Source organism: Streptomyces sp. NPDC002870 (assembly GCF_042888505.1).
Classification (GTDB): domain Bacteria; phylum Actinomycetota; class Actinomycetes; order Streptomycetales; family Streptomycetaceae; genus Streptomyces.
On sequence record NZ_JBIAPW010000006.1, the window covers coordinates 248,255 to 265,014 of the forward strand.

General features: G+C 70.6%; 20 protein-coding genes and 3 pseudogenes. 9 read left to right on the top strand and 14 right to left on the bottom strand.

Going from position 1 to position 16,760, the window contains the following annotated elements; genetic code table 11:
• Positions 1–46 precede the first annotated feature (46 nt).
• The gene (locus tag ACFYWY_RS10760) at positions 47–1,534 is read right to left on the bottom strand and encodes an MFS transporter (protein WP_389182941.1); all 1,488 of its coding nucleotides are present in this window, start codon (positions 1,532–1,534) and stop codon (positions 47–49) included.
• An 87-nt stretch (positions 1,535–1,621) separates the two neighbouring features.
• On the opposite strand from ACFYWY_RS10760, the gene ACFYWY_RS10765 reads away from it, so the two are divergent.
• A complete protein-coding gene (locus ACFYWY_RS10765; protein ID WP_389182944.1) occupies positions 1,622–2,023 on the top strand; it encodes a MarR family winged helix-turn-helix transcriptional regulator in 402 nt (133 codons plus the stop codon).
• Positions 2,024–2,081: 58 nt separating this feature from the next.
• On the opposite strand, the gene ACFYWY_RS10770 is transcribed toward ACFYWY_RS10765, so the two are convergent.
• The 3 genes from ACFYWY_RS10770 to ACFYWY_RS10780 form a co-directional block, all read right to left on the bottom strand.
• Complete coding sequence (locus tag ACFYWY_RS10770) at positions 2,082–2,825, bottom strand: maleylpyruvate isomerase family mycothiol-dependent enzyme (protein ID WP_389182947.1); 744 nt, start codon at positions 2,823–2,825, stop codon at positions 2,082–2,084.
• A 22-nt stretch (positions 2,826–2,847) separates the two neighbouring features.
• Complete coding sequence (locus ACFYWY_RS10775; RefSeq protein WP_389182950.1) at positions 2,848–3,195, bottom strand: SCO4225 family membrane protein; 348 nt, start codon at positions 3,193–3,195, stop codon at positions 2,848–2,850.
• Positions 3,196–3,264: 69 nt separating this feature from the next.
• Positions 3,265–4,506, bottom strand: coding sequence for an MFS transporter (locus ACFYWY_RS10780; protein WP_389182952.1), 1,242 nt, complete (start codon positions 4,504–4,506; stop codon positions 3,265–3,267).
• Positions 4,507–4,582: 76 nt separating this feature from the next.
• Between ACFYWY_RS10780 and ACFYWY_RS10785 the strand changes: the two genes are divergently transcribed.
• The 4 genes and pseudogenes from ACFYWY_RS10785 to ACFYWY_RS10800 form a co-directional block, all read left to right on the top strand.
• Positions 4,583–5,794 carry an ROK family protein gene (locus ACFYWY_RS10785; RefSeq protein ID WP_389182955.1) on the top strand — a complete coding sequence of 404 codons (1,212 nt, stop codon included), beginning with the start codon at positions 4,583–4,585 and terminating at the stop codon, positions 5,792–5,794.
• Positions 5,795–5,862: 68 nt separating this feature from the next.
• The gene (locus tag ACFYWY_RS10790) at positions 5,863–6,714 is read left to right on the top strand and encodes a YhjD/YihY/BrkB family envelope integrity protein (protein WP_389182958.1); all 852 of its coding nucleotides are present in this window, start codon (positions 5,863–5,865) and stop codon (positions 6,712–6,714) included.
• A gap of 248 nt (positions 6,715–6,962) precedes the next feature.
• The gene (locus ACFYWY_RS10795) at positions 6,963–7,268 is read left to right on the top strand and encodes an SHOCT domain-containing protein (RefSeq protein WP_389182961.1); all 306 of its coding nucleotides are present in this window, start codon (positions 6,963–6,965) and stop codon (positions 7,266–7,268) included.
• Positions 7,268–7,393, top strand: a pseudogene (locus ACFYWY_RS10800) (IS110 family transposase); the annotation flags it as partial. The gene ACFYWY_RS10795 and the pseudogene ACFYWY_RS10800, both read left to right, overlap by 1 nt.
• 17 nt (positions 7,394–7,410) lie before the next feature.
• On the opposite strand, the pseudogene ACFYWY_RS10805 reads toward ACFYWY_RS10800, so the two are convergent.
• From ACFYWY_RS10805 to ACFYWY_RS10825, 5 genes and pseudogenes are all read right to left on the bottom strand, one after another.
• Positions 7,411–7,758: pseudogene (locus tag ACFYWY_RS10805) on the bottom strand (transposase); the annotation flags it as partial.
• Positions 7,759–7,810: 52 nt separating this feature from the next.
• Positions 7,811–7,987, bottom strand: a pseudogene (locus ACFYWY_RS10810) (transposase); the annotation flags it as partial.
• 7 nt (positions 7,988–7,994) lie between these two features.
• Positions 7,995–8,873 carry a helix-turn-helix transcriptional regulator gene (locus ACFYWY_RS10815; RefSeq protein WP_389182964.1) on the bottom strand — a complete coding sequence of 293 codons (879 nt, stop codon included), beginning with the start codon at positions 8,871–8,873 and terminating at the stop codon, positions 7,995–7,997.
• 119 nt (positions 8,874–8,992) lie between these two features.
• Positions 8,993–9,754, bottom strand: coding sequence for an SDR family oxidoreductase (locus tag ACFYWY_RS10820; protein ID WP_389182966.1), 762 nt, complete (start codon positions 9,752–9,754; stop codon positions 8,993–8,995).
• Positions 9,755–10,101: 347 nt separating this feature from the next.
• Entirely contained in the window at positions 10,102–10,404 is a 303-nt protein-coding gene (locus tag ACFYWY_RS10825) for a hypothetical protein (RefSeq protein WP_389182969.1), read from the bottom strand.
• Positions 10,405–10,737: 333 nt separating this feature from the next.
• On the opposite strand from ACFYWY_RS10825, the gene ACFYWY_RS10830 reads away from it, so the two are divergent.
• A complete protein-coding gene (locus ACFYWY_RS10830; protein WP_389182972.1) occupies positions 10,738–11,334 on the top strand; it encodes an ATP-binding protein in 597 nt (198 codons plus the stop codon).
• Complete coding sequence (locus ACFYWY_RS10835) at positions 11,331–11,780, top strand: Fur family transcriptional regulator (RefSeq protein WP_389182975.1); 450 nt, start codon at positions 11,331–11,333, stop codon at positions 11,778–11,780. Before ACFYWY_RS10830 ends, ACFYWY_RS10835 begins: the two co-directional genes overlap by 4 nt.
• Before the next feature lie 369 nt (positions 11,781–12,149).
• Here the strand turns inward: ACFYWY_RS10835 and ACFYWY_RS10840 are convergent, their stop codons facing one another.
• Positions 12,150–12,500: a DoxX family protein gene (locus tag ACFYWY_RS10840; protein ID WP_389182977.1), complete on the bottom strand. Its 351-nt coding sequence runs from the start codon at positions 12,498–12,500 to the stop codon at positions 12,150–12,152.
• Between the two features lie 50 nt (positions 12,501–12,550).
• Here ACFYWY_RS10840 and ACFYWY_RS10845 point away from each other — a divergent pair, with 50 nt between their 5' ends.
• Positions 12,551–13,207, top strand: coding sequence for a TetR/AcrR family transcriptional regulator (locus ACFYWY_RS10845; RefSeq protein ID WP_389182980.1), 657 nt, complete (start codon positions 12,551–12,553; stop codon positions 13,205–13,207).
• A 69-nt stretch (positions 13,208–13,276) separates the two neighbouring features.
• On the opposite strand, the gene ACFYWY_RS10850 is transcribed toward ACFYWY_RS10845, so the two are convergent.
• Together ACFYWY_RS10850 and ACFYWY_RS10855 are read right to left on the bottom strand one after the other, a co-directional pair.
• Positions 13,277–14,083: an SDR family NAD(P)-dependent oxidoreductase gene (locus tag ACFYWY_RS10850; RefSeq protein ID WP_389182983.1), complete on the bottom strand. Its 807-nt coding sequence runs from the start codon at positions 14,081–14,083 to the stop codon at positions 13,277–13,279.
• Positions 14,076–14,690 (bottom strand): carboxymuconolactone decarboxylase family protein, encoded by a 615-nt coding sequence (locus tag ACFYWY_RS10855; RefSeq protein WP_389182986.1) that lies wholly within the window; start codon positions 14,688–14,690, stop codon positions 14,076–14,078. The genes ACFYWY_RS10850 and ACFYWY_RS10855 overlap by 8 nt, the downstream gene beginning before the upstream one ends.
• Positions 14,691–14,772: 82 nt before the next feature.
• On the opposite strand from ACFYWY_RS10855, the gene ACFYWY_RS10860 reads away from it, so the two are divergent.
• Positions 14,773–14,976 (top strand): hypothetical protein, encoded by a 204-nt coding sequence (locus ACFYWY_RS10860; protein ID WP_389182989.1) that lies wholly within the window; start codon positions 14,773–14,775, stop codon positions 14,974–14,976.
• Positions 14,977–15,713: 737 nt separating this feature from the next.
• On the opposite strand, the gene ACFYWY_RS10865 is transcribed toward ACFYWY_RS10860, so the two are convergent.
• Both ACFYWY_RS10865 and ACFYWY_RS10870 read right to left on the bottom strand, forming a co-directional pair.
• A complete protein-coding gene (locus ACFYWY_RS10865) occupies positions 15,714–16,205 on the bottom strand; it encodes an ATP-binding protein (RefSeq protein ID WP_389182991.1) in 492 nt (163 codons plus the stop codon).
• 181 nt (positions 16,206–16,386) lie between these two features.
• The gene (locus ACFYWY_RS10870; protein ID WP_389182994.1) at positions 16,387–16,710 is read right to left on the bottom strand and encodes a hypothetical protein; all 324 of its coding nucleotides are present in this window, start codon (positions 16,708–16,710) and stop codon (positions 16,387–16,389) included.
• Positions 16,711–16,760 lie beyond the last annotated feature (50 nt).

Below are 16,760 nucleotides of genomic sequence, written 5' to 3' on the forward strand. Positions count from 1 at the left end.
ACAAGGAGTCCCGCCGGCCGCCGCCCCCTCCGGGGCGTGGCGCCGGTCAGTCGCCGACCGTCACCCGCTCGGGCTCGGAATCCGGTACGGACTTCGCTACCAGGACAGTCTTCTGGCGACCGGGTCCCCGCCGGGTGCGCAGTCCCGTCAGAGTGATCAGCAGTCCGGCCACAGCGACCGCCGTCACCACCACCAGACCGGGCCGGAAGCTGTCCAGCACCTCCTGTGGGGAGCCGCCCGCGCTGCCGCCCGCGGTGATCACGGCGGTGACGACGGCCAGGAATATGGCCCCGCCGACCTGGATCGAGGTGTTCAGCAGGCCGGAGACCATGCCCTGTTCGTGGTCCTCCACCCCGTTGGTGGCCTGGATGTTGAGCGAGGGGAAGACCAGTGCGCAGGCCGCGCCGAGCAGCAGCATCGACGGCAGGATCACAGCGGCGTAGCTCGGCGTGAGGTCGATCTGGAGGAAGAGCGCGTACGCGACAACCAGCAGGGTGAAGCCGACGGCGATCACACGTGGCGTCCCGAACCGGTCCACGACTGAGCCGATCTTCGTCGAGGAGAGCGCCACCAGCGCGCCTGCCGGAAGGAAGGCCAGCGCCGTCTGCAGCGCCGACCAGCCGAGCAGGGACTGCATGTACTGCGTGACGAGGAACTGGAAGCCGATGTACGAGCCGAAGAAGAAGGCCGCGCCGAGATTGGCCCGGATCTGGCTGCCCGCGCGCAGCACACCCAGCCGGATCAGCGGGTGCGAGCTGCGCCGTTCTATGGTGACGAAGGCGGTGAGCAGCGCGGCGACGGCCAGGAAGGACAGCAGGGTGCGGGCCGAGCCCCAGCCCGCCTCGGGGGCCTGTACGACGGTGAACACGAGCAGCAGCATCGAGGCCGTGCCGGTGACCGCGCCCGGCACGTCGTACCCCTTGCCGGAGTCTTCACGGCTGCTCCGCGGGATCAGCCTGATTCCGAGCAGGAGCGCGATGAGGGCGATGGGCGCGGGCAGCAGCATCGTCAGGCGCCAGCTCACCTCGGTGAGCAGCCCGGACAGCACCAGGCCCATGGAGAAGCCGGTGGCGGCGCAGGTGGTGTAGATGGCCAGGGCGCGGTTGCGCTGCGGTCCTTCCTTGAAGGTCGTGGTGATGATCGAGAGTCCGGCGGGCGCGGTGAACGCGGCGCTCAGCCCCTTGATGAAGCGGCTGGCGATCAGCAGCGGTCCGGAGTCGACGAGTCCGCCGAGCAACGAGGCCAGCGCGAAGACGGCGAGGGCGATCAGGAACACCCGGCGCCGGCCGAGGAGGTCGGCGGCGCGACCGCCGAGCAGCAGGAGGCCGCCGTATCCGAGGATATAGCCGCTGACGATCCACTGGAGGGCCGAGGTGGACAGGTCGAGATCGGTGGCGATCGAGGGCAGGGCGACGCCGACCATCGAGACGTCGAGGGCGTCGAGGAACATCGCGGCGCAGAGCACGAGCAGGGTGCCCCACAGCCGCGGGCTCCAGCGCTCCTGGGCTATGGGGTCGGTGAGCGGAGAGGTCATGGGGAGGACAGTACATGCGCATGCATTGAATGCAAGTGCATTTAATTCCGGTGCAACGAAGTGGGTCTTTTCTGCTAACGTGCGTTCATGGCGGCGAAGAAGTCCGAGCGAGCGCTCGTGGATGAGTGGCGGGAGGTCCTCGCGCTGCATGCCCGTACGATCTGCGAGCTCGACCGCGAGCTGCATCAGCACGGGCTCGGCGCCAGCGACTTCGAGGTCCTCGATGTGCTCGCCGAAGAGCAGGCGCACGACGGCGGGTGTTCCTTCCGCGTGCAGGAGCTGGCGTCCCGGGTCCATCTCAGCCAGAGCGCCCTGTCGCGGCTGGTCGCGCGGCTGGAGAAGGACGGTCTCGTCACGCGCGGGATGTGCAGCGAGGACCGGCGGGGCGTGCGGGTCTCGCTGACCGAAGCGGGCCGGGCACGCCATGCCGAGGTGCAGCCGCTGCAGCGCGCCGTGCTGTCCCGGATGCTGCCGGACCCGTCCGCGTAAGGCTGCGGTCCCGTCCGCGTAAGGCTGCGGACCCGACCGCGTAAATCTGTGTGTTCCGCTACGACCAGGTGATGGCGGAGTGCTCGCGCCACAGCTTCGCGAGCTCCGCGTCGCCCGTGATGGAGACGGCGGTCTGTGGCAGCCGGTTCCAGAGAGTCAGATAGAGCTGCTCGGCCCTGCCGCTCAACTCGCAGTCGGCGGGGCCCTCTTCGCTGGGCTCCGTGCGGGGCGCGTCCGTCGACACCCATACGGTCCACACATCATCGGTGTCGACCGGCCGTACGCGCAGTGAGCGCGGCGCCTCGGAACGCACCCGGCTCCGGGAGCGGGCGTGAAAGCCGGTCAGCAGCTCGGCGATGCCGTCGGCCGCGAACTCCGCGGCGATCGGACTGTGCTCGCCGCCCAGCGCCGACTCGACGTCCGTGCGGTGGATCGCGGTCTCGTGCGCCTGCCGCCGGGCCCAGAAGGCGAGCGGCGACGGCGCGGGCAGGAAGGTCCAGCACTCCACGTCCGCGGGCGCCTCGCTCAGCGCCGCCACCAGCAGCCCGTGGCCGTCCCTGAACCACTCCACCAGCTCGTGACCGTCGAGCTCGGGCGGTTCATCGGCGGGGTGGAAGCGGACGTATCCCTCGGTGATGAAGGCCGTCGCCCAGCGGTGGACCGTGCCCGTATGCCTGAGCACGTCCCGCACCTGCCAGCCGGGGCACGTCGGCACTGTCGCGCCGGGGCCTGCTTCGACGGCGGCCGTGGCCAGCAACTGGCCCTCCCGGACGAGGGATTTGATCAGCTCGGCGGTCTCCATGCGGGAAATTGTGCCACTGGGCTCAAGCCCCCTGGGGGTGCGCGGAGTGCGGGCGTCCGCGCAGCAGCCGTGCGAAGAGACCGAGGGCGACCGACTGGATGAGCACCGACATCACCAGGGCGGTGTACATGAACCACGCGGCTGAGGAGACCGCCTCGCCGGACATCGAGCCGACGACGAAGAAGCCGAATACGGTCGGAGCAGCCAGCAGGAACAGCCATATGCCGGCGAACGAGGCGTCCTCGTGATGGACGAAGACGGTGTCGATCGTGACGTAGACCGTGGCCACGGCGACCAGCGCCAGATACGCCTGGGAGGCGCGATTGCCGAAGGCGAGTCGCGTCAGCGTGCCGAGCCGTTCAGACTTCATGGCCTTCTCCCCACGTGGACGTCACTGCTCCCATGGTGAGTCCGGGGCGGCGGATCTGCCTGAGTACGCCTACTCGGTTGCCGACGGCCGCTCAGTTGCCCGCGGCGCCGACGCATTGCGGGCCGCGTACCCGATGAGTGCCGCGCCGCCCGCGAGGGCGGCCACCGTCGTCAGCGCCACAGGCAGCGAGAACCAGTCGGCGAGGAAGCCGATCGCGGGCGGCCCGAGCAGCATCCCGCCGTAGCCGAGCGTGGAAGCCGCCGCGACCCCGCCCGGACCGGCCAGCGCGCCCGCCCTGGCCACCGCCACCGGGAAGATGTTCGCGAGCCCCAGGCCGGTGACGGCGAAGCCCAGCAGCGCGAGCCACACGCTGGGCGCGAGCGCGCCGAGCAGCATGCCGGCCGCTGCCGTCGTGCCGCCCGCGACAAGGGTGCGGGTCTGGCCGAGCCGCTCCAGCAGGGTCGTGCCGCAGAGCCGGCCGGCCGTCATGGCCAGCGCGAAGAGGGAGTATCCAGCGGCGGCGACGCCGGGGTGTGCGTGCAGATCCTGTTCGAGGTGGAGCGCGCCCCAGTCGGCCATCGCGCCTTCTCCGTACGCCGTGCAGAGCGCGATCACGCCGAAGAGGACGACGAGTCGGCGCGTACGCCCCTTCAGCCGGGGCGGTACCGGCTGCTTCGCCGCCGGTCCGGCTGCCGGCGCCGGGTGGCGCAGCAGGACGGGTCCCGCGACGGCGGTGACCAGCAGGCCGACGGCGGTGAGGGTGAGCAGATGTGTGGTGGGGGAGAGGCCGCCCGCGACCAGGCCGCCGAGACCCGCGCCGATCATGCCGCCGAGGCTGAACGCCGCGTGGAAGGTCGGCATCACGGGCCGCCGCATGGTCGCGACCAGATCGACCGCCGCGCTGTTCATCGCGACATTGATTCCGCCGTACGCCGCGCCGAAGACCAGCAGCACAAGACCGAGGGCGAGCGCGGAGTACGTGAGCGGCGGGAGCGCGATGCTCAGCGACAGCAGCAGGGCGCTGGCGACGGTCACCGGATGGCTGCCGAACCGGCGGCAGAGCCGGCCGGTCAGCGTCATCGTCACCACCGCGCCCGCCGAGACCCCGAGCAGCGCCAGCCCCAGATCGCTCGCCGACGAGCCGGTCTGCTGCTTGATCGCGGGGATGCGGACGACCCAGCCGGCGAAGAGGAAGCCGTCGAGGGCGAAGAACACAGTCAGCGCGGTGCGGAGGCGGAACAGGGAAGTTGAGGCGGGTTCTCCGCCAGGTCCCCCCGGAACGGCCGTACGTAGTTTGTTTAGGTGCGGCACAAAGTCAGCATAGAGGCCATGGCCCGATCCGTACAAGGCGGCTGCTCAGCACCCGGATCATGGGAGACTCGCCTCCATGAACGGCAAGGCGACGACCACCAAAGCAAGGCTGGAGCGGGGCCGCAGCGCGCTCGGCCCCGCGCTGGAACTGGTTCATACGGGCCGTGCGCCCACCCGCGCCGTGCTCACCGCCGAACTCGGCGTCACCCGCGCCACGGCCGGGGCGGTGGCCGCGGAACTCGAAGCGCTCGGTCTCATCCGGGTCGACTCCAGGCCTGCCGCCGCCGGCTCCCAGGGCCGCCCCTCGCACCGGCTCTCCGTCGACGACACGGGTCCCGTGGTCCTCGCCGCCCAGGTGCACGCCGACGGATTCCGTGCCGCGCTGGTCGGACTCGGTGGCCGCACCGTCGCCACCGCCCCCGGCTGCGTGACCGTCTCCGCCGACCCCGCCCAGGTGCTCGGCGAGGTCGTCGACGCGGGCGCGGCCCTGCTGCACGAGAGCGGGCGGCGGTGCGTGGGCGCGGGCCTCGCCGTGCCCTCCGCGGTCGCCGAGCCGGACGGCACCGCCCTCAACCCGCTGCACCTCGCCTGGCCGGCCGGCGCCCCCGTCCGGGACATCTTCGCCGAGCGGGTACGCGCGGCGGGCATCCAGGGCCCCGCCTTCACCGGCAACGATGTCAACCTCGCCGCGCTCGCCGAGCACCGGCACGGCGCGGGCCGCGGAGCCCAGCATCTGCTCTGCGTCGCCACCGGTCACCGGGGCGTCGGCGGCGCGCTCGTCCTTGACGGCCGTCTGCACACCGGCAGTTCGGGCCTCGCCCTCGAGGTCGGCCATCTCACCGTCAACCCCGAGGGCCGCCCCTGCCACTGCGGCAGCCGCGGCTGCCTCGACGTCGAGGCCGACCCGCTCGCCTTCCTCACTGCCGCGGGCCGCGACCCGGGCCCCGAGGTATCGCTGCTGCAGCAGTCCCGGCAGCTGCTGCGTACGGAGTACGACGACCCGGCCGTACGGAACGCGGGCGAGGAGCTCATCGACCGCCTCGGCCTCGGGCTCGCCGGCCTGGTCAACATCCTCAACCCCGACCGGATCATCCTCGGCGGGCTGCACCGCGACCTCCTCGACGCCGACCCCGAGCGGCTGCGCGCCGTGGTCGCCGACCGCAGTCTGTGGGGCCGCAGCGGCGGAGTGCCGATCCTGGCCTGCACGCTGGACCACAACAGCCTGGTCGGGGCGGCGGAGTTGGCGTGGCAGCCGGTCCTGGACGACCCGCTGGGCGCGCTCGGCTGACGGGCGACGACACCCGTCCGGGGGCACGATGGACGCCTCGCGGCACACATTCGGGTAGGCGACGACCTATGACCCAGAAGCCTTCCGGCGCGGAGCAGCATGCCCACCGGCTCCGGAACCTGTGCGGCAGGATTCTCGCGTCACCGGTCGGGATCGCCTGGAGCCGCGGCCGTGAGCTGGAACTGATGCACCGCGCGATGGGCTTCGCCGCACTCGGCTTTCTGACGCTTGTACCGCTCCTGATCGTCGTCGCGGCGGCCGACCCGGCGAGCGGACAGGGCTTCGCCCGCTGGCTGGGCCAGGCGCTGGGGGTCTCGGAGCCGTCCCTGGACGAGGTCGAGCGGCTGTTCGGTGTGCCGGGGCAGGCGCTGCAGCGCACGACCGCGTTCGGTCTCGCCGCGCTCACCGTCTTCGGTCTGACCTTCGGCTCGGTGGTGCAGACCGGCTACGAGAAGGTCTGGGACTTGCCGACGGCCCGCTGGCACACCATGTGGCGCCATGTCGTCTGGCTGGCCCTGCTCGTCTTCTCCCTGGTGGTATTCGCCAGCACGCCCGTGCCCACCGAGGCCCTCTGGGAGACGATCCTCAGCGCTCTGGCCGATCTGATCGGCACCTTCGTCTTCTTCTGGCTGTCCCAGCGAGTGCTGCTCGGCGGCCGGGTCCGCTGGCGGGCCCTGGTGCCCGGAGCGATGGCGACGGCCCTGGGCATGCTCGGCCTGCGGGTCTTCTCGCAGCTCGTCTTCTCACCGCTGATCGCGTCGAGCGCGGTCACCTACGGCCCGTTCGGGACCGTGCTGGTCATTCAGTCCTGGCTCGTCGGCGTCGGCGTGGTCGTCTACGGAGGGGCCCTCGTGGGACGCCTCATCCATGAAGTACGGGTGGGTCGCCGGCTGCGACGCGAGCTGGGTGAGGCTCTGTAGGCGGAGCAGGCTGCCCAATCCGCTGCTTGCGCCGCAGGGCGGTGGACGGCTCATGCCCTCGGGGGGCGGGCCCACAGATACAACGGGCGCGCACCGGGCGGCCGGGGAGCAGCCAGGAAAGCCCTGAATACTCCCGGGGTGGTACGCGCAGTGCCGCTGGCCGTACGACGACTTCGGCCCCCTCCCGGCGGGAGGCTCAAAGGCGACAGGAACCACGCACCAAAATCGCCACGAGGAGCTGAACCGAGATGAACACCCTGGCGTACGCAGACGGGCCAGGCCCGTGGATCCTCTTCTTCCCGCTGATCTGGGCGGCCGTCGTCGTCGGCGTCGTGACCGTTCTGCGCCGCACCGGCGTGTGGCGCGGCCGGCGCGGCCCCTGGCAGGGACCCCGCTTCATGCAGGGGTCTGGCGCGACGTACGGCGAGAACTCGCCGATCGCGCTGCTCGGCCGTCGCTTCGCCGCCGGTGAGATCGACGAGGACGAGTACTGGCGGCGGCTGTCAGTACTGGACGAGCAGTTCGGCCGTACGGGCAAGGACGGCGTGGCATGAAACGGCGCGAGGGAAAACACCACGTCGCCGCCATCGTCTGCCTCGCCCGACGCCGCATCGACGTACTCTTCGCCATGCTCCGAGACGGCACCTTCTACGAACCCGTCACGGCCGCCACCGCTTGACGAAAACCATAGGGGCGCTTTTTAGCCCGGACATGGGCAGAGTCGAGGACCGCGCGGGAGAGGTCGACCAAGTCCCGTTCATCCAGAAGCCGGAGAACCGCCTGATGCAGCCGGCCCCAGACCTCCGCACGCGACCAGATGACGAACCGACGATGCACCGTCGACTTCGACGCCCCGAAACACGGCGGCAAGGCGCGCCAGGCACAGCCGCTGACCAGTACGTAGATGATCGCGGCGAACACCGCCTCGTCATTGATGTTCGCGACCCCACCGCCTTGCGGCCGCACGCGAGCCGGAGGCAACAACGGCCTGGCGATCTCCCACAGGTCCTCCGGAACGATCCATCCCCACAGTCCACTCCCCATGCCCAGGAAAACTATCAACTGGCCGTGTAGGACACGGTCTTAAGACGGTGTCCTACGTGGTGAGGCGGAGAAGACGTTTGTAGCAGCAGAGGGCGGCTGCGAGGCTGAGAAAGGCCAGGTAGTTACGGGGATGGCGTTCGTAGCGGGGGCTGAGTCTGCGGTAGCCGGACAGCCAGGAGATGGTCCGTTCGATCACCCATCTGCGGCGTCCCAGCCGTTCGCCCCGATCTTGATCATCAATCGGTCGATTGATGAGCGCCGGTGGCTGTGGGGGCGGTCCACGCAAGCAGCATGTGGAGGGCGTCGTGGGATGAGGTGTCCGGCTGGGCTGCATACGTGATCAGTGCCTGGTCGGGGTCGTCGGCAGCGCGCAGGGTCTCGTAGGTCAGTTCCAGGTCGCCGACCAACGGGTGGTGGAACCTCTTGATGCCCGAGGTCTTGTCCTGGACCGGGTGTTCCGCCCACCAGCGGCGGAAGTCCTCGCTCTTCATCGACAGCTCCCCGATCAGGTGTGCCAATCGAGGGTCGCTGGGGTGGTTCCGTCCAGCCTCCAGGTGGAGGTAGGCCACGTTCTCGCGGGCGCAGGAGGACCAGTCTGCGTACAGCTCTCGGGACGCCGGGTCGAGGAAGGTGATCCGGGCGATGTTGCGCTCGGCCGGGTCCACGGCGGCGTAGTCGCCGAAGAGGGCGACCGCTGCCGGGTTCCAGGCCAGGATGTCCATGCGCCGGCCCATCACCATTGCCGGCACGTCCTTCAGCTCGTCCAGCAGCCGCTGGAGCATCGGCCGCACGCGCTGCCGGCTGATCTGGTGCTTGCGCGCCGGACGGGCGGTGTGCCGCGGTCGGGCCAGCTGGTGCAGGTGCCGGCTCTCGTCGTCGTTCAGCCGCAGTGCGCGGGCGAGGGCGTCGAGCACGGTGTCCGAGGGGTTGGACACGCGGCCCTGTTCCATCCGGGTGTAGTAGTCGACGCTGACCCCGGCGAGCTGGGCGATCTCCTCGCGGCGCAGGCCGGCGACCCGGCGCGTGCCGCCGAAATCCGGCAGGGCCACATCCTGCGGGTGCAGGCGGGCGCGGCGGGTCCGGAGGAAGTCGCTCAGGCTGGTAGCGGTGCTCATACGACGATTGTGGCTGATCGCGGCGGGGGGGGGGGGGGGGGGGGGGGGGGGGGGGGGGGGGGCCGCCCCCCCCCACACCCACTGATCAAGAGGCAGGGATGGCGGTCACCAGGCAAATGTCAGGCCTGGCGGGTCGGTAGGACGATCGACTGGCGCAGGTTGACGTGCCGGCGAAGGCTGACGGTGTACGCGACGAGGTCGGCGATGTCCTCGGCGGCGAGGGCTGGGATCGCGGTGAACATCCCGCCGAGCTGCTCGCGCAGTTCCGGGTTGTCGATGTGCCCACCGAGCTCGGTGTCGGTCAGGCCCGGCTCGATGGTGCTGACCCGGACGTCGCGCGGGCCCAGCTCGGTGCGCAGTGCGGCGGACAGCTGGGTGAGGGCGGCCTTGGTGGCCCCGTACACGGCGTAGTCGGGGAAGAGGACGTGGGAGGCGATGGAGGAGACGTTGACCAGGTCGGCGGTGCGGCCGTCGGCGGCTGCCGCGGTGAGGTCGGGGGTGAACGCGCGGATGACGCGCAGGGCGCCGGTGAGGTTGGTGTCGATCATGCGGGTCCACTCGTCGAGTCGGCCCTCGGCGAGGGGGTTGGGCAGCATCACGCCGGCGTTGTTGACCACCAGGTCGACCAGGCCGTAGGCATCGTGGACGGCCTTGGCGGCGGCGTCGACGGAAGCCTGGTCGGTGACGTCGGCGGTGACGGCGAGGGCCTGGCCTCCGGCGGCGGTGAGTTCGGCGGCCAGCGCGTCCAACCGGTCGGTGCGCCGGGCGAGCAGGGCGACGCGGGCGCCACCCGCTGCGAGCAGGCGGGCGGTGGCCGCGCCCATGCCACTGGCCGCTCCAGTGACGACGGCGGTACGGGCGGCGAGGGCGGGGTAGCTCATGGGTGCTCCTGGGTCTGCTGCGCGGGCCGGTCCCGGTGGACCGGCCCGGTGCCCCGGCGGGCCGGTGCGGTGGGCGGATGTGGACCACTCTGCGCCCGGCCGGAACGGCCAACTAGGGCCTGCCGTTCCCTGGGAAAGCCAGTACCACCCTGGGCCGGGCGTCCCGCTCCACGGCGGCCCAACTGCAGCCTGGTGACCAATGCGACCCTGGACGGTGCTGCCCGGCGCGCGCCCGACTCGAAGCCGGCCCGCCGGGCAGCACCAGATGTCGCCCGGCCGGGGTGACTCGCTCGCCTGGGTCTGGCCGCGGCCCGGGCGGCTGCGGCTCCAGCGCGTCGCAGGGCCGGTCAGCGGGCCCAGGCGCGCAGCTGGGCGGCTACCTCGCGCAGGGCGAGGGTGCCGTTTCGAAGGCCTGTAACCGGTTGGGTGATGCCCCCGGCCGGCGGTTTGACGGGCTCACCGGACTCACGCAGGTAGCGGATGGCAAGAGCGCTGCCGACAAGACCGTTGGAGTCGGTCAGCGGCGTCGTAGCCACGAACATCTGCAGCAGGACCGCGGCGCGAGCGACTCCCCACGGCAGCGGGCCGTAGCGTGTCCCCCCGTCGTACTGCGGCCCGCTGCATCCATTGACGGTAGGAGTGACTCCCATGCCCGCGCAGCCGCGGAGAGCGCTGGACGGGCTGGGTGGCTTGTGACGCGGGCCGCGCTGAGCAGGGTGTGCGCCTGTATCTCGCCGGGGTCAAGGCCGCGCACGCCGCCGAGGACCGTGCACTGGCGGCACTGAATTTGGGGCGCTGGACGGTGTAACGCGTTCGCCGGGGTTGCACGGCTCGGCCGGTTTCCGGAGTGCAGAGCTGGATACGATCCTCTCCAGCAACTTGTAAGAATCATGAAGGTTGATGAACTCCACAGTCTTGACCGACTCCAGAAAAGCCGTATCGTCGAAGGAGAGATTGCAACCGTCCCCCGAAAGCGCGCCCTCATGGACCGCACAGCCCCCCGAGCACCTCGTCCGCGCGGAACGATCGCCGATACGGCTTCCCCCGGGCCTCAGCACTCCGCTCTGCTCGCACCCCCCGCGGCCGTCGACGCGCCCCTGGCCGCGAACTGCGTGGAATCATTCGTGGCAGGGCCCTGGCCACTGCCGTGGTCGCCGACCGCGTGCGGTGTGGCGAGGACCGCGATACGTAACGTTTTGCCCCGATGGGGTGTCAGCGAGCTCGTCCCGACCGCCGAGCTGCTGGCGAGCGAGCTGGTGTGCAACGCGCTGCGTCACGCGGTCGGCCCGCTGCTCCTCACCCTCGAGCGGGTGTCCGGTCTGCGCTGCCAGGTCAGCGACGGCTCTTCGGAACCTCCCTGCCCGACCGACTCCGGCCCCGAGGATGAGGACGGCCGCGGACTGGCACTCGTGGACATGCTGGCCGCACGGTGGGGCTATGAGCACGGGCCCGTGGGGAAGAGCGTGTGGTTCGAGCTGTCCGTCGACGTGGACACAGCCGACCTGGACGGCCAGCACACACCATGGATCGGCGAGACCGACCTGCACGGCCTGGACGTCCTGAAGGGCGAGGCAGCATGACGACCGCCGAGGAACCCATGGCGCTGGCAGCGACACGGCTGCGCACGGCAGGCATGCGGGTCACTGCCCAGCGCATGGCCATGCTGATGGCTGTCTGCGAGTCGCCCGGCCACCTCGACGCCGACACCCTGCGCGAGCGCGCCCAGCGAGTCACGGGCCGCCTGTCCCTCCAGGCCACCTACAACGTACTGCGCGCCCTCACGGACGTCGGTTTGGTCCGGTGCACGCAGATTCCCGGCCATCCGTCTCGTTACGAGATCGAGCACCACGACAACCACCACCACTTCGTGTGCCGTCGATGCGGAGCCATCCGTGACGTCGAGTGCACGGTGGGTGCGGCTCCCTGCATGCAGCCACAGTTGCCGAAGGAGTACGAGACCCAGGAGGCCGCCGTGACCTTCTGGGGCTTGTGCCCCGACTGCCGGGACAGCGCCGTGGCGTCCTGATGGCGTCGGACGTTTCCGCTCGCATCGAATGAGCCCCTGCCATGTGGAGGCGGGCGGCACCCGCGAAACCGGACGGCAGGGCTACGAATCTGATCCCCCGCCAACGGCAGATCGCGCTGCCGGACGCGGGGGTGCGACCAACAAGGAGGGGTGGCCCGGCTGTGCCTGAGCCCACGCATCGGCGTACCACCTGCGCCGCGTCTTCCAGCAGTTGGGCATCACCTCGCGAGCCGACCTCATCCGCCGGTTCTCGGCCCAAACCGCCTTGGCACCTGGCCACCGGGTCCTCCAGGGGGACGGTAGACGGTTCCAAAGTCTGAGCCCGTCAGTCGGTTGGTCGATCGGTCGTCCAAAGAACAGGGACCTGCCTCACGGAGCCACGCTGAAGACGAGGAATGCTGCGGCAAGCAGGAGAACCCCAGAGGCAGAGGCCACCACAGGGATCGAATCCCTGGCCCGCACATGCGTCAGCACGGCGCCGGTCATCAGTACGCAGAGTCCCGCGCCGGCCGCGATGCCGAGCGGCGGGAGGGCCAGCCCCACGAGCAGCCCCAAGCCACCCGCGGTCTCCAGCACGCCGATCGCCCGCCACAGCGACGGCGTCATTCCGAATTGGTCGCGGTACCGGAGCGACCGTCTCAGCCCCCAGACCTTGATCCCACCGGTGAAGACGAAAGTCGGGCCGAGAGCCACGGCCAGGATGATGCGCAAGAGATCCACGGGTCACCTTTCGAGCAGCGGAGCAGTTGCGGATGGGATACTGCGGGGCGATGACCGAACCGACGACGACCGGACGCCCTCCGACGATGCGCGATGACCAGCGGGAGGCCTCCCGGCGAAGGCTGCTCGACGCGGCGCTGGGGATCCTCGCCGAGGATGGCTACCGCGGCCTCACGGTCAAGAGGGTCGGTGATCGAGCCGGGGTCAGCCGGGGCATGGTCAACTACCACTTCACCTCCAAAGCGGGGCTCGTCGAGGCGATTGTCCACGACATCCGCGACGTCTTCGTCGACCGGCTCCAGGCGATGCCCGGATACCAGCGGATGACGGGGCTCGAAGCCGTACTGGCCAAGCTGGGGCAGTACTTCTCATCTCTGGCCGAGCCGGGGCCAGGTGTCCGGGCACGCGCGTTGCTGGTGCTGCTTGTCGAGGCGGTCGGCAGCCCAGGAGACACCGCCCACGCGCCGCTGGCCGGCCAACTCGACTCGCTACGCACCGGTGTGGAGGACGACATCCGGCGGGGGGTCGCCGACGGCAGCATCCGCCCCGACCTGGACCCCCGAGCGCAGGCGTTCGTGCTGGAGAGCCTGGCGCGCGGCGTGCTGCTCCAGTACCAGCTGGACCCCTCGCGCGCCCGCCTGGAGGAGATCGGCCGCGCAGCCCACGACACGGTGCTGCTAGCACTCGCCACGCGCGCGAAGACCTGATTGTCCGGGCGGCCGGGACCGTCCGCAGGAGCCTGCCCGCGCACCGACCGGATGGCCTGCGAACCGCGGTCAGACCGCACTGAGCCCGCCGTCCACCACGAGTTGCTGGCCTGTGATGTAGGAGGCGCGGTCGGAGAGCAGGAACGTGACCGCCTCCGCCACCTCCCAGGCCGTGCCCTGCCGGCCGAGCGGAATCCGGGCGAAGGATACGGTCCTTGAGCCACGTGCTGCGGACGCCTGACGTCCCATCGGAGTGTCGATCAGGCCGGGCACGACCACGTTGGCGCGGATACGGCGGGCCGCCCCTTCCCTGGCGACGTGCCGGGACAGACCCAGCAGACCAGCCTTGGAGCTGTCGTACGCAGGCGAGCCGGTGGCGGCGCGCAGTCCGGCAACCGATCCGATAAAGACGATCGCGCCCCCTTCGCCCATCGCCGGCAGGCCGTACTTCGCGGCGAGAAAGGGCGCGCGCAGATTGAGGGCGAGGACCCGGTCCCAGTCCTCGGCCGAGGAGCCGGCCAGGCCGACGCCGAGCCCAATGCCGACGTTCACCACGAGTGCGTCCAGGCCACCGAGCTCGCAGGCCGCGTCGGCGACCAATGCGGCGGTCTGCTCGGGGTCGGTGGCATCAGCCGCCAGGGCAGCGCCGTGGGAGCCTTCGGCGGTGACGAGCCGGGCGGTCGCCGCGGCCGCCTCGGGCGCGATGTCGGCGCAGACCACGCTCGCTCCCTCGCGGGCGGCAAGGACGGATATCGCCCGCCCGTTGCCGAAGGGTGCCTGCGGATCCCCGTCGGGACGGGTTCCCGCACCGATCACCAGGAGCTTGCGGCCGGTCAGGCGGCAGGCCTCCTTCTCCGCTGTCCGCTGCTCATCCATCAGCGCGCGCCCCGTCCAGGGGGCCGGTCCCGTCGAACCCCGGGTCCAGCTGCACGCCGACGGAGTTCAGGAAGAACGCCACCATGTGGTACTGGCCGACGAGCATGGTGATCTCTATCAGCTCGGCCACGTCGTAGTGGGACGCAAGAGCCGCCCAGGTCGGGGCGCACACCCGTGCGTCGCGGTGCAGTTGGTCGGCGGCCCGGAGCAGGTGCCTCTCGAGGTCCGTCCATCCGGCGGCGTCCGGCCCCTCGGTGACGCGCCGCACGTCTGCGGCCGTGACACCGGCGGCCGCGGCCAACGGCAGATGGCGTCCCCACTCGTACGCAGCCCCGGTGATGTGGGCGGTGCGGAGGATCAGTAGCTCCCTGATCCTTCCCGGCAGCAGCCCGCCGCGGAGGAGCTGGCCGCCGAACGGCATGAACCGCTCGTAGAGATCCGGGTGACGGGCCAAGGTGGTGAAGATGTTGGGTACCCGGCCTCCCGGGTCCCGTGGAGCGGTGGCCAGAAGATCTCGAACCCGCGCGTCCCAGTGGTCCTCCGGCAGCGGCACGATGCGCGGGAGGAGGTGCCTGGTGTCTGGTCCGTCAGTCAGGGGATCGTCCATGCCCACACAGTAGAAACTGGCTGAACGTTTAGCAAGTAACGATCCGACAGTCCGGCGCGACCGGCGACGCCCGGGGGCGCCCGTGGCTCGGATCTTTACCGAGCTGCAGGCCCAGGCGGACGCCAAGAACCTGATCACCTGGGACATCAACGTCCGCGCCACCGTGTGCCGGGGCCCACCGGCACGCGACTGGGGCGCGGAAAAGGGGGACCCGCAGAAGGAGCCGCCGGTGGCATCGCCACCGCTCCGGACGACCACGGCCTCGGGTGTTCGCGCGGCGGCCTGACCACCAAGCTGCACCTGGCCGTCGAGCAGGGCCAGAAGCCGATGTCGACGGCCGGGCAGCGCGGGGACTCCCCGCAGTTCGAGCCCGAGGTCCGTGTGCCCCGCATCGGGCCAGGCAGGCCCCGCGCCCGGCCCGACCGCTTGCGCGCCGACAAGGCGTACGCCTCCTGCAAGAACGGCGCCTACCTGCGCCGGCGCGGGATCCGTTGCACCATCCCTGGAGAACCTACGGAACATGCGTCGGCTGCGGCGTCGAGCGGCTCACTCCCGGCCTCGCGCCGGACGGCGGGAAACTCTGCACCGACTGCGCCGGCGGGATCGGCGACTTCACCTGCGAGCAATGCGGCCAGGAAGCCAGACGCTACCGGCGCGGAGTCTGCGGAAGATGCGTCCTGGCGGAGAGGCTCGGCGAACTCCTTGATGACGGCACGGGCTCCGTCCGCACCGAACTCCCCCCGCTATTCGACGCCCTGCGACCGATGGGCCGTCCCTGGGGCGGCCTGAGGTGGGCCAGCCAGCCGCTCGCCGAGGTGATCGCGCTGCTCGGCGTCGCCGACACCCTGACCCTCGCGATCCGCGAACGCACCAGGGGACCGGGCCTGTTGCGGGCCGTCGGACAGTCCAGGAGCCGGCTGCGCTCGATGGTGCGCTACGAGAGGTCGGTACTCCTCGCCGCGTTGGGCACGGCAGGCGGGCCGACGGCCCGCGACCGCGCCGCCCGCCGGGGCGGAGCCCCAGTCAGCTCGCGAGGGTCGACCGCACGTTGGCATGTTCGCGCAAGGGGCCGTCGGTCGTCGCCCCGTACACCACCGGATATGGCGGCAGCGCCATGGGCGAGGGCGTCGAGAGCGTGAACCAGACGATCTTCCCGGTGTCGCCCTGGGGGCGTACGCCCCAGCTCTCGCTCACCGCCGCTATCAGCGCGAGCCCGCGGCCGGAGGTGGCGAGATGGTCGGAGTCCTCGACGGTCGGGAGACGTGGATCGTGGTCGTGAACCGAGACCGTGAGCCGGTCGAGCAGCAGCTCGATCTCCACGGTGCACATCTTGTCCGGCTCGGCGTGCCGGTGAACATTGGTCAGCAACTCGGTGACGCCGAGCGCCGCCTGGTCGATCAAGGGATCGAGATGCCAGTAGCGCAGTTGCGCCGAGATGATTCTGCGGACCTGACCGATCCGCGACGGCAGGGCCTGGAGCTCCACCGTGCAGTGCCTGCTTGGCTGGCTGATCACGGCTGCGACTCCCCGAATGAGGTCCGGAAGAAGACGAAGGATCGGATCCAGCAGTTGGCTGGCTGCTGATTTGTCCGGCGGGCTGGATCACAGCGTGACCGCCGGTGCACCCTGAGTGATGTGAAACCAGCGTGAACCATCGGTGACGGTCCCGCAACTTGCAGCACCCGGGTGGTTACGCTCAGCTCCTGGCGCCGCCGGCGCCGCGCACCGCCTCCAGGAAGCGCCCTGCCAGCGCCCGGCCATCAGGCCGGCGGCTGCGCTGTCCCATCGTGAGCCGGTACCTCTTGCCGTTGACCGTCGCCACCGTGCTCGCCTCATCGGCGAACCAGGGCTTTCCGGCCCTGACCCCGCCGACCGGAGCACTCTCGATCACCCGGCCGTAGCTGGTGAGCAACGCCAGCATGCCGTCCTTGATCCGCACTTGTCCGGCCTTCGTCAGCGAGCGCGGCCACCGCTCGATCCGCACGCCCGTAGCGCTGAATTCGGGCTCTGCCATCCCCATGAACTCTCTGCCCCCTTCGCACCGTTTCCTGCTGGCAGTCTGCACAACTC